The organism is Vibrio sp. SS-MA-C1-2 (assembly GCF_021513135.1).
Taxonomy (GTDB): Bacteria; Pseudomonadota; Gammaproteobacteria; order Enterobacterales; family Vibrionaceae.
This window is the reverse complement of the sequence record NZ_CP090980.1, coordinates 514,644-527,451: the sequence shown is the minus strand read 5'-3', so window position 1 is coordinate 527,451 and position 12,808 is coordinate 514,644. Positions and strand designations below refer to the sequence as shown.

Annotated in this window: 9 protein-coding genes; 4 read left to right on the top strand and 5 right to left on the bottom strand. The window is 38.5% G+C overall.

Translation table 11 applies throughout. The annotated features are described in order from the left end of the window. Nucleotides 1–126: 126 nt before the first annotated feature. Nucleotides 127–1,944 (top strand): protein translocase subunit SecD, encoded by a 1,818-nt coding sequence (secD, locus tag L0B53_RS02375; protein WP_235058879.1) that lies wholly within the window; start codon nt 127–129, stop codon nt 1,942–1,944. 3 nt (nt 1,945–1,947) lie between these two features. Continuing rightward, nucleotides 1,948–2,847 carry a protein translocase subunit SecF gene (gene secF / locus L0B53_RS02370; RefSeq protein ID WP_235058878.1) on the top strand — a complete coding sequence of 300 codons (900 nt, stop codon included), beginning with the start codon at nt 1,948–1,950 and terminating at the stop codon, nt 2,845–2,847. A 460-nt stretch (nt 2,848–3,307) separates the two neighbouring features. Here the strand turns inward: secF and glgX are convergent, their stop codons facing one another. Beyond that, a complete protein-coding gene (gene glgX, locus L0B53_RS02365) occupies nt 3,308–5,275 on the bottom strand; it encodes a glycogen debranching protein GlgX (protein WP_235058877.1) in 1,968 nt (655 codons plus the stop codon). A 250-nt stretch (nt 5,276–5,525) separates the two neighbouring features. Between glgX and rbsK the strand changes: the two genes are divergently transcribed. Next, nucleotides 5,526–6,452, top strand: a complete 927-nt coding sequence (rbsK, locus tag L0B53_RS02360) for a ribokinase (RefSeq protein ID WP_235058876.1) — start codon at nt 5,526–5,528, stop codon at nt 6,450–6,452. Nucleotides 6,453–6,533: 81 nt separating this feature from the next. Next, nucleotides 6,534–7,547, top strand: a complete 1,014-nt coding sequence (locus tag L0B53_RS02355) for a substrate-binding domain-containing protein (RefSeq protein ID WP_235059703.1) — start codon at nt 6,534–6,536, stop codon at nt 7,545–7,547. Nucleotides 7,548–7,652: 105 nt separating this feature from the next. Here the strand turns inward: L0B53_RS02355 and L0B53_RS02350 are convergent, their stop codons facing one another. From L0B53_RS02350 to L0B53_RS02335, 4 genes are all read right to left on the bottom strand, one after another. Further along, nucleotides 7,653–8,195, bottom strand: coding sequence for a manganese efflux pump MntP family protein (locus tag L0B53_RS02350; RefSeq protein ID WP_235059702.1), 543 nt, complete (start codon nt 8,193–8,195; stop codon nt 7,653–7,655). Between the two features lie 192 nt (nt 8,196–8,387). Then, nucleotides 8,388–9,371, bottom strand: a complete 984-nt coding sequence (locus L0B53_RS02345; protein ID WP_235059701.1) for a succinylglutamate desuccinylase/aspartoacylase family protein — start codon at nt 9,369–9,371, stop codon at nt 8,388–8,390. Between the two features lie 172 nt (nt 9,372–9,543). Next, nucleotides 9,544–11,022, bottom strand: a complete 1,479-nt coding sequence (yfcC, locus tag L0B53_RS02340; protein ID WP_409202791.1) for a putative basic amino acid antiporter YfcC — start codon at nt 11,020–11,022, stop codon at nt 9,544–9,546. 309 nt (nt 11,023–11,331) lie between these two features. Further along, nucleotides 11,332–12,642 (bottom strand): MATE family efflux transporter, encoded by a 1,311-nt coding sequence (locus L0B53_RS02335; RefSeq protein WP_235059699.1) that lies wholly within the window; start codon nt 12,640–12,642, stop codon nt 11,332–11,334. Between the last annotated feature and the right edge of the window lie 166 nt (nt 12,643–12,808).

Here is a 12,808-nt window from a genome sequence, read left to right as displayed (position 1 = left end):
TTTTAGCAACGCCAATGACTTTGAGTATATTAAGCTTTATTTTTAAATGAATTAAAAATAAAAGTTAAATAAAATTTAGCTTTTAAAAACTATTATTTCACTTTGCAAAAGCGAAGGTTGAGTTATATGAAAAAAAGACAAAAAAATAACGATATATTTAACCATTACTCTATTTGGAAATATGTCGTTATTATTATAACAATTATACTATTAACTTTAAGTGCGCTACCAACATGGTATGGTGAAAAGCCTGCCATTCAGGTTTCTTATCATGACTCTAATAATACTCCTACGTTATTAGATGTGAAAAAGATGCTTGGATATGAGCATATTAACCCACAAACTATTTCGTTATCAGACCAAAAGTTGACTGTCATGTTAGCTGATGAAGATCAACAGGCGAAGGCGAAAAAAATCATCTCTCAATCGTTAGCACCAAAAGATGTGATTACCTTCTCGTATCTCTCTTTAGCTCCACAATGGTTTCAAGAGTATGGTTTTAAACCACTCAAATTGGGCTTAGATTTAAGAGGTGGGGTTCAGTTTCTGCTCAATGTGGATTTGGATCAGGCATTAAATGATAAGAAAAATGCACTATTTAATGATTTAAAAATTAAGGTGAGAACCGATCATTTAAGCGGTGTTCGAGTTGTATTGAGTGGTCAAAATAATATTGAAGTTCAGAGTGCATCATCGTCATCGATAAAAGAGATCAAAGATTTTATCAACGCTCATTATCCTGAGTGGCAATGTAATATTACTCGTCGAGGTGTGATAGTAAAGTTGATGCCACAAAGTATTCAAAAATTTGAGACGGAAACAATTAATCAAAATTTAAAGATTATGCGTAGCCGTATTGAAGAGTTAGGGATTACTGAAGCGTTAGTTCAACGTCAAAATTCAAACAGCATTCGTATTGAGTTACCTGGCGTCCAAGATCCAACCCAAGCTAAAAATATTATTGGTGCGACGGCGAGCCTAGCGTTTTATAAGGTGAATCACGAACGTCAATATAACGATAAAGTCCTTAAAGATGAACGTGGTCAATTGATAAGCTTAACCAAGCAACCTGTGTTGAAAGGAGAGCATATTATTGATGCGCGTGCCCGAATGGGTGAAATGGGATCTGCTGAGGTTAATATCTCTTTGGATCAATTCGGTGGTAAAAAAATGAGTGCCTTTTCTGCTACTCATATTGGTAAACCGATGGCGACCGTTTTTAAAGAGTACAGAACGGATAATACAGGTAAGATGCAACGAAATGAGAAAGTTATCAGTGTTGCCACTATTCAATCTCAATTAGGTAACCAATTCCGAATTACGGGAGCAGGTAGTTTACAAGACGCGCAAGAGTTAGCACTTTTATTACGAGCGGGCTCGTTGACTGCGCCAGTAACGATTGTGGAAGAGCGAACAATCGGTGCATCTCTTGGGGCTGAAAATATTTCCAATGGATTTGCCGCGTTGGCTTTAGGTATGGGGTTAACATTGAGTTTTATGGCACTTTGGTACCGTCGATTTGGCTGGGTAGCGAATGTCGCATTGATCTTTAACATGGTCTCTTTATTGGGGCTTATTGCGTTATTGCCAGGTGCGATTTTAACTCTTCCTGGTATTGCTGGCTTAGTTTTAACTGTCGGTATGGCGGTTGATACCAATGTTATTATTTTTGAACGGGTTCGAGATAAATTAAAAGAGGGTTATAGCTTGGCTCAAGCGGTCAATATTGGTTTTAGCTCTGCATTTTCGACGATTTTAGATGCCAATGTCACTACTATGATCTCTGCGGTTGTGCTTTATGCTATTGGTAATGGACCGATTCAAGGCTTTGCATTAACGCTAGGTTTAGGGTTGGTCACCAGTATGTTTACAGGCATATTTGTTTCAAGATCGATTATTAATCTGGTTTGGGGTCGAGATAGCCGTAAAGAGGTGAGAATTTAAATAATGCTAAATTTATTAAAAAGTCATATTCGTAAGATCCGTTATGCCACAATGATTATCTCTGTAATATTAACACTGGGAGCCATTGGGTCGTTTTTCTCTTATGGTTTAAATCTTGGTTTAGATTTTACTGGTGGAGAAGTGACTGAAGTTAATCTTGATAAAGGGATTTCTAACCATCAATTGTTATCTGTTTTACAACCCAAGTTAGGTGATTTTGTTACCGTGACACCATCTGGCGAAAATGGGCGTTGGATGATCCGTTATGCGACAGAAGAGAAAGAAATTTTACCAATATTAGATCAGACATTGAGCCAAATTTCGACTAAACATGAGATTGTGAGTAATAGTCAAGTGGGCTCACAGGTTGGTGTTGAATTGCTAGAGCAGGGCGGAATGGCACTGTTTGTTTCTTTAACTTTGATTTTAATTTACCTCTCCTTTCGTTTTGAATGGCGACTGGCGAGTGGTGCACTTTTTGCTCTTTTCCATGATGTGATTTTGGTTCTTGGCTTTTTTACATTTACTCAACTGGAGTTTAATCTAACGGCATTCGCCGCAATTTTAGCGGTTCTAGGCTATTCATTAAATGACTCGATTATTATTGCTGACCGAATCCGAGACTCTTTGATTAATAAACCAAACGGTGATATTAAAGAGATTAATGATCATGCCATTATTTCGACGTTTTCTCGTACCATGGTAACGTCTGGTACGACTTTAATTACGATCAGTGCGTTATGGATCATGGGCGGAGAGTCTTTAAATAGCTTCTCTTCTGCGATGTTTATTGGTGTCTTGGCTGGGACATGGTCATCGATCTCTATTGGTACAGTGATTCCAGAAAAACTAAAATTAAACCCCATTCATTATCAAAAGATTAAGGTTGATACTATGCCTTAAGTGTTAAGGTTCAGTACGTTTTAGTTAATTAAGCGTTTTCTTGTTTATATCTTGTCCACTTATCCATCACGGTTAAGTAGATTATCGTAATAAAAGCAACGCTTAATAATAATGAATATAAGATGTGAGTGTGATTGTGATTAAAGTAGATATACCAGCCATGTATAAAGCGAAGAATGAGAGTGAGTAATAATAAGAGTGTTGGAAATAGGCTGCTAATTAAAATAAGCACAACTAATGAAAAAATCGAGACGCAAAGCTTAAAAGCGTAGTAGAAAGGCGAGTAAGGTTCACTTCCTGTATTGGTTGTTACAGCGATTAAGATTAAGGCTGTAACAACCAAAACAAGATCTCGACTTAAAGAATTCACAAATAAACGACCAAATAGAAACAATGTAGCAATTATAGTTATAAATAAAAGTAATTACTACGTAAAGGTTTTCTATTTGAGGCTATTTTTTTACTCAACGCCTCGACGATAAAAAATAGAGATAGACTGCGCAGCTTGTGAATAATCACGATGATGTTTATCGTTTTCCTTACCCAGTACGCTGGTGATAGTATCACTGATTAATTGCCAATCAGATCCCGCAGGTAATCGATAACGAACCGGAATATTGGTTGGATTGATTAACCACAATAATTCATCGCCTTGTTTATCCAAACCAATATGAAGGGAAAGAGATTGAATATCAAACCAATCGTTATGCGTCATCACTTCACCATCGGGACGTCGCCAATTGATGCGATGTAACTCTCTTCCTTTTCCGCTGAAGGCATTAATAATAGGTAACATGTATTTTTTACGAGCTTCAACCATCTGACTCTGCCATCGGCTAAAATCTTCTGCTTTTGGATCTAATTGCCAGTCTGGCCAGCTCAGCTCATTATCTTGGCAATATGCGTTGTTATTCCCTTTTTGGCTATGAGAAAAACTATCGACGGCCAATAGATGAGGAATACCAAAAGAGAAGAGCAAACTAGTGATCATATTTCGCTTTTGACGCTGACGAAGCTTAATAATCGCTGGGTTAATTGTTACCCCTTCAATCCCATTGTTCGATGAGCGATTGTCGCCGTGACCATCTCTATTGTCTTCACCATTGGCTTCATTATGCTTATTTTGATAACTCACCAAATCTTGCAAGGTAAAGCCATCGTGATAAGTAATGTAGTTAACGGTTAATTTCTGAGGCCAGCGCCCTGCACTAAAGAGATCTCGAGAACCCATCAGTCGCGTCGCAAAATCTTTCATACAGTTATTGTCACCACGCCAAAAACTACGTGTGGTATCTCGATATTTATCGTTACACTCATGCCAGCGGTCGGGGAAGTGACCTAGTTGATAACCGTTTGGACCAATATCCCAAGGTTCGGCAATTAATTTTGTGGTTCGTAAAATAGGATCTTGTGCAATCGCTTTAAATAGTGCCGATTGAGAATCAAAGTTCTCACGTTGACGCCCCAGTGTGGCTGCTAAATCAAAGCGGAAGCCATCAATATGGAAGTATTCAACCCAGTAGCGCAAAGAGTCCATGACCAAGTTTAACGTGGGTTGATGAGTTAAATCTAACGTATTGCCGCAACCACTGTAGTTAAAGTGACTACCACTGGCTGGATTATGAATATAGTAGTTAGGATCTAATGCTTTGAGGTTAAGTATTGGCCCACCTTTTCCACTTTCCGCTGTATGGTTATAGACAACATCTAAGATAACCTCGATACCATTTCGATGCAGTTCTCGTATCGCAGTTTTGAGTTCATTGACTGGATCACTGACTGCATATCTTGGCTCTGGTGCCATAAAGAGTAATGGATTATATCCCCAGTAATTTATTTTATTTAATCTCTCTAAATGAGGCTCAGAAAGAGAAGCTGCAACCGGCATTAATTGAATAGAGGTAACGCCTTGCTGTTTAATAAAATCAATGGTGGCGGGGTCTGCAAGACCTAAATATGTGCCACGTAGCTCTTCAGGAATTTTGTTGTTGAGCTTAGTCAATCCTTTTGGGTGAGCTTCAAATAAGATGGTTTCATTGACGGGAGTATAAGGGGGTTCGATATCTTGCCAATCAAAGTTATCATCAATAACTACTGATTTGACAAAATCCCAGCTTGTTTCAGCTGTAAACTGCCCCGTATACGTTGCACTCTTATCTGTTTTTTTCGCATAAGGGTCAATAAGTAGATAAGACTCTTGATCTTGAATAACTCTAAAACCATATTTAGTTTCTGCTGAAATGCCTTCAACAAAGGTGTAATGAACACCTAGATACTCATGGTCAAGAGGATACGTAATTGGATTATCTTGTTGGTCAAAGATAACAAGTTCAATACTTTGGCAATGTGGTGCATGAATTGCAAAATTACATCCATTATTTCTAATTGTCGAACCTAATGGATAAGGCGTTGCTGATTTTAATAACATGTATTTGTTCCTAGTGAACGTGGCATTCACTTATTATTTATGGATTATTTCTGCAATTTAATCTGATATCAATGATCCAACAGACTCTAGATTTAGTTTATGTTATTTTATTTGGCTTTATCGCGTGAAACCCAAAAAACATTAGATCAATCTCATTTTTTACGCTTTCTTGATTCTAATTGTTGAATATTTGCTCAACCTAGCAACTTCAAGTATGAAGGGAATATATGGATTTTAATAAAGGTGTAAAATGAACAAGCTAGTGGTTTTAGGTAGTGTTAATGCGGATCATGTTCTGCAAGTTAATCAATTCCCTCGTCCTGGCGAAACATTATTAGGCAAAGGGTATCAAGTTATTCCTGGTGGCAAAGGCGCTAACCAAGCGGTTGCTGCGGCACGTTTAGGTGCAGACATTGCTTTTATTGCCTGTGTAGGTAATGATCACTTTGGTCATCAAATTATTAAAGATTTTGCTGCGGATGGTATTAACGTTGATGCAGTGATGATCGATGAAAATAAGCCAACAGGGATAGCGATGATTCAAGTGGCCGCTTCTGGTGAAAACAGTATTGCACTTTCTGCTGAAGCGAATGACAGCTTAACGGTTGAAAGGCTGACAGAGCATAATGCCTTAATTGAGCAAGCCGATACTTTATTAATGCAACTAGAAACACCAATGGAAACCATTGAGGCTGCCGCTAAGATTGCTTCAAAGGCGGGAACACAAGTTGTATTAAACCCAGCTCCGGCACAATCATTATCCGCCGACCTATTGGCGATGATTGATGTGATCACGCCTAACGAAACTGAAGCTGAATTACTTACTGGGATTAACGTTATTGATCAAGCAAGTGCACAACAAGCTGCAGATAAGCTTCATTTAATGGGTGTAGACCTTGTGATGATTACCTTAGGCAAAGAGGGGGTTTGGGTCAGCCGTCAAGGATCTATTAGCGAACAAATTAAAGGTTTTGTCGTTAAAGCGGTTGATACGACTGCTGCAGGTGATACATTTAATGGCGGTTTACTTGCAGGGCTACAGCAAGGTTTATTGTTAGATCAAGCGATCCGTTTTGCTCATGCTGCTGCTGCCATCTCAGTGACTAAATCGGGCGCACAAACATCGATTCCCACCTATTCAGAAGTGGAACTTTTTTTAGTCGAAAATAGTTATTAATATGCTGTCGACTTGCCTATCTAGTTTGATGCTCAGATTTAGGTTTTGATAAATGTGGTGTCAATGAGGGTTATATATTAAATGGCAACCATGAAAGATGTCGCAAAGCTAGCCAAAGTATCTACGTCCACCGTAAGTCATGTTTTTAATAAGACTCGCTATGTGAGTGATGAGATCGCTCAAAAAGTGATGGATGCAGTCAAAGAGCTTAACTATACCCCTTCGGCCTTAGCACGAAGCCTTAAAGTTAATCATACTAAAACTATCGGTATGCTAGTGACAACATCAACCAATCCTTTTTATGGTGAAGTCCTAAAAGGTGTTGAAAACCGTTGTTATCAACAAGGGTATAATTTAATTCTCTGTAATACTGAAGGTGATGTTGAAAGATTGAGTGCCAGTCTTGATATCTTGTTACAGAAGAAAGTCGATGGTCTTCTCTTAATGTGTAATGATTATGGGCTTAATCTGTTCTCTCAGCATGCAGTCGTCCCGACGGTTATGATGGATTGGAGCTCATCCAATTTCCCTTGTGATAAAATAAAAGATAATTCTCACGCTGGTGGTTACTTAGCTGGGCGTTATTTGATTGAAAAAGGACACCGAGAAATTGGTTGTATTACTGGGCGTCTTAATCGGTCAACATCACAGCAACGCTTATCTGGTTTAGAACAAGCACTGTCTGAATCTGGTTTGGACCTTAATCGTCAGTGGCTAGTAGAAGGCGACTTTGAGTGTGAAGGTGGTTATAACGCATTTAATCAGCTTTATCAGCAAGGTCAATTACCCTCTGCGCTATTTGTGTTTAATGACATGATGGCGATGGGTGTCATCAATGCCGCATCTAAGCTAGGTATTTCTATTCCAGATGACCTGTCTCTGATCGGTTATGATGATGTGAAGCTCGCCTCTTATATTACCCCTTCGTTAACCACTATTCATCAACCGAAATATCGATTAGGTGAGCAAGCCATCGATATGCTGTTAAATAAGATTAATCAACCAGATAGTGAAGAGTTAATGGTTCAGTTAGAGCCTACACTGGTTGAACGAGACAGCGTAAAAAAGGTAACAATTTCATCCAAATTTAAGTAGATCAAAGCCAAGACGATAGCGATTACATACTTTCAACTAGAAAGAGCTTCGCAGTCATTGCCTTCTTGGCTTACTTTATCGACGATACGTATTAAATCGATAAAACTAAATAAATAACATCTTTATCGACATAATAATCAATATCACACCGCCCAATAATTCCGCTTTACTTTCCAACCAATGATTACTCTTATTACCAATCAACACCCCAATAAAGCTAAATATAAAAGTAACAACACCAATAATTAAACAAGAGATAAGTGGATCTACCGGTAATAGGGTTAAAGAGAACCCTGCTGCCATTGCATCAATGCTGGTTGCAACTGCTAATGTAAACAGTATTCGATGCGTTAATTTTGCTAAATCATCATTGTCATCATCGTTAGTACATGACTCATAGACCATTTTTGAGCCAATTAATAGCAGAAGAACAAAGGCAATAATTGAAGCATAATGCTCAACCCAACCAAAAACAGAATTACCACCCAGATAACCAAATAGCGGCATTAAGCCTTGAAAAAAGCCAAAGTAGAGTGCTGTTTTTAAGGCAACTTTATATCTTTGTTGTTGATTTCTAGTGCCAATACCGATAGCAACAGCAAAGGCATCCATACTTAAGGCAACGGCAAGAATTAATACTTCAAACATCTAATGGGATTCCAGTGATTAAACAGGCAAAAATTAGGACGAGTATTATAACTATTTTTCCTATTTGTTCTAGAAATGTTTTTGCATTCGTTATTTGTAATTTTGCATTGATAAAAGCGAATGAAGTTTCAGAGTAATCAATACTTAAACACGAGTTATCAATGACTCTGAATGATCGCTTTAAAAGAAAAATTATGAGATAAGTAAACGGGTTATCAGCGTTCCAGGTTCACGAAGAGAGTCGCAGTTGTAACTTAAAACTTGCCCAGCAATGGGTGCATAGTAACGGGCAGTTTCAGAACCAAAGCTATCATGTTGAATAGAAAGTAGGTCTCCTTGTTCAACGTGCTGTAATAATTCAACCTGTGAAATAGCAAACCCACCAACTTCTGCTCGAATCGTTTCTGTTTTTTGACCGATAAAGCAAGCTTCTGTCGCTGGCGTTAATTCTCCTTCTAATACTTGATGCTGAATCAGTATATTGACTATTCCGCTGTGAGCACGTTCTATCAGTGATTTTTCTGTATTTCGTCCCATACCGACTTCAACGGTAATTGCATCAATCCCATTTTCATTCCATGTTGTCTCTAATACACCGGCATCACCGGGGTCATTATAGATACAGTCTGGGTTCATTAGTTTTGCCATTTCAAGCGCAACAGGGCGACGGAAATCAGCAAAGATATAGAGTGGATAAACGGCACCTGTCGTTTGAGTATGCAGGTCAATTGCAATATCTGCGTTGGGTAACAGTAAGTTTTTCCAAATCTGAGCAACAAAGCGGTTCGCTGAGTTGCCTTTTTCATCTCCCGGAAACAGGCGATTTAAGTTAACTGGAGAGGCATCAGGATCGGTTGGAATAAAATCGCGATGATGAGCTAAAACGCCAGAAATATTAATTGTTGGAACAACAATAATCGTCCCTTGAATATCCTCAATAGGTGTTGATTTTAAAGTTCTTATGAGCTGTTGAGCGGTTAAAATACCATTTAATTCATCACCATGAAGACCTGCGGTTACAACAACACGTTTACCATTCTCTGAGCCCTTAAATACAATGACGGGGATCTGCTGAGGTTGACCAAGACCATTGGTGGATGTTTGAAACCAGAATTGATGAGTACCAATAGCGAGCTCTATAGTATCGAGTTGGGATAGGGTAGGATGATCGTACATATTTTTGACCTTTAATCAGCATGGTATGGAATATACAACTGTATTTATACCATGATTTGTGCATGTTTTATTACGTTTGTATTTCTACGAAGTGTGACTTTCGAACTGTTGATAAATATAAAAAAGGCAGAGATTTAATCCCTGCCTTTTTCAATTACCTATCTCTTGTTAATTAAGAGAAGCCAAGCAGATGAGCTGAAACGACCACCGCACTTGATAATACAACAAGTAGCAGCAAGAAGCGCCAGCAGAAACGTGCCCAGTCACCCCAATCAATACGACAAACACCCAGTGTTGCCATTAATGATGCAGAAGTTGGAACAATGATATTGGTGAAACCATCACCTAACTGGAATGCTAAAACTGCAACCTGACGAGTCACACCAGACATATCAGCCAGTGGTGCAATAAGCGGCATGGTTAATGCAGCTTGACCAGATCCTGAGGTCACAAAGAAGTTGAATACCGATTGGAAGATATACATTAACCAAGCGGCCATCACATCTGGAAGACCACCAATCACACCACCGGCACTGTTTAGAATGGTGTTTAACACACTAGGATCAGAAGAACCACCACCATCACTCAGGATGATTAACACCCCTTTCGCACAACCAACTAAGATTGCAGGAGGGAGCATGATAGCCGCACCTTCTTTAAATGCTGCAGCCATGTCATTAAGTGTCATGCCATTAAGACGGAAAGCGACACCAATCAGACCAGCAACAAAACCCATAGTAAAGAATTGAGAGGCAATTTCAGGGATATACCAAGCATGTACGACAACGCCCCAAACAACCCAAGCTGTTGCAGCAATAACTGTACCGATAACTAAGGTATCACCTAAGTTCCAGCGAGATTCATGAGAAGATAGTGCTTGTTCTCTAAAGAATTTATCAGAACGCTTAGTAAAAGAAAGCTCAGGATTTGCTTTGATTTTTTTCGCGTAAAGCATCGTAAATGCAACACCAATTAAGGTAAATGCAATCCACATGACGATACGAACATTCATCCCAGAAAGAACAGGAATGCCTGCAATACCCTGTGCAATTGCAACAGAGAAGGGGTTCATCCACGATGTTGCAAAACCAATTTGTGTTGCGACATAAGTCACCATCACCGTTGTTATGCTATCGTAGCCAAGTCTAACCATTAGAGGGGCAATAATGATCGCAAAGGCAACCGCTTCTTCCCCCATGCCAAATACTGCACCGCCAAGAGAGAAAAGTAAAAAGAGTACCGGTATAAAGAGGGATTCATTACCTTTAGTCTTGTCGATTAAGCGCAATATACCGTTATCGATGGTGCCAGTACGCATAACGATACCGAATGCACCGCCAATCACCAGCATGAACATAATAACGCCGATTGCAGAGCCCCATTTAGATCCAGAAACTAACCCTTCAAAAGGAAAGTTCATTAGACCAATACCACCACCACTTGCAAAAAGGGCAACAGATTTATAAATAGGATCGCCATTCTCATCGGTGGCATAAGCAAAAGATTCAGGGTCAATGACGCTGCGAGTCTTTTCAACACCATTACTCATATAGCTGATATCTTGACTCTCAAATTGACCTGCAGGGACAATATAAGTGACAACCGCAGCTAAGATAGCGACAAAAAAGATAAGGATTAGTGTGTCTGGCATCTGCCAAGTTTTGTTTTTAGGTGTAACTTCCGTATTAGTATGTGACATATTCAGATTATAATTATTAATTGTGAGTGGATATTTAATTAAAATGACTAAAAAGTCAATATAAGGCAGTTGTAAAGATTAGTTATTGTGAAATGGATATGTAAATAAGTATGTATAATCACGATCCTGTGAAGTTTTATGCTGTATTGTTAATGATTTGTTTGTAGTGAATGAGATGAAAAGGAAAGTAAGAAAGTATTTATAAAGTATGGATGAGAGAAACCAAGTAAGCAGATTTTAATCGCTTACTTAGCTTATCGCTTATATCAAGGAGAACTTAACCCACCCTTGTTTACCCCAGCGTCGCATCATAATTAAACCACGAACCCATTCGTCTAATCCCATCGCGATCCAAACACCGATCACGCCAAGAGCAAAATAAATACCAAGTAGGTAACTAAAACCAAAAGCTATTCCCCACATACTGAGAATACCGATTTGAACAGGGAACTTGATATCGCCTGCGCCTTTTAAAGCAGAAATAAAAATAAGATTAAAAACTCGACCACTTTCTACAAAAATAGACGCGGTGATTAAACCTGCGGTAAACAGAATAACTTCCGGATCTTCAGTAAATAAACCTGAAATTTCAAAGCGCCAAATAAAGAGAATAAGGGTCACTGTGGTTGAAATGATAAATCCAGCAACAAAATAACGTTTTACTTTATTTAATATTTCATCAGCAAGTCCTTTGCCGATAAAGTAACTGGTTTGGATTTGGCTTGCTTGCCCTAATGCAAGAGCAAAAGCAAAGGAGAGACGACTAATATTTTGTGCGTAAGTAAAAGCGGTCAGTGAAGCTGTACCCATTTTTACAACCAGATAAACAATCGCCATTTGAGACAAATTGTAAGAGAGAATTTCACTGGCATTCATCACACCAATTTTTAATATCTTTTTATAAATAATAGTGGGCACGGACATTATTTTGGAAAGGGGTGGTGCAATACGATATTTTATCATGCCCCCCCATAATATCAGAGCACCGATAGCTTGGCTGGTTACTGTAGCTATAGCCACTCCTTGAACCCCATAAACAGGTAAACCAAAAGGTTGATAGAGGGCACAATAGTTACCCATTACATTCAATACACCACAAAATAGATTGATATACATTGGTGGTTTTGAATGACCATAACTTCGCATAATGGTCGAAAAGACAATCCCCAATGTGATAAAGATAGTTAAAGAGCCACTAATGATTAAATAGTCATAAGCGTATTGGGCAACGTCAGCGTCTAGATCATATAACCTAATAATATCAGCAGCGAAAAAGTAGCTAATCAGGCCTAACAATAAACCAACCACTAAAGCTAAAAGTACGCTTGCAATGCCAACTTGCACGGCCTCTTTTGAACGAGAAGCACCATTATATTGACCAATTAAGATTCCGGTTCCCGTTGTTACCATCATGGAGATGATAATAAAAAAGAAAGTGATTGGGTTGATAACCCCAACAGCAGATACTGCTTTATCTGAATAACCACTTAGCATAAAGACATCACTGGTATTTAAAGCCGTACGTAAAAGTACCTCAATAAAGATCGGCCACGTCAATGCGACGATATTCATCCTACTGTCCATGCTTTTTTTGTTTTTGTTAGTTCTCGTCATTATTTATCATTTTCCATCGTTATTTATCTTTTTAATTTGTTTATAAACAGTGGTTTGAATTATTTTTCTTGTTATTTTTCAATGTTTATTGTTTCTTTTTATCACTTTGTTTAATTGATTGTTA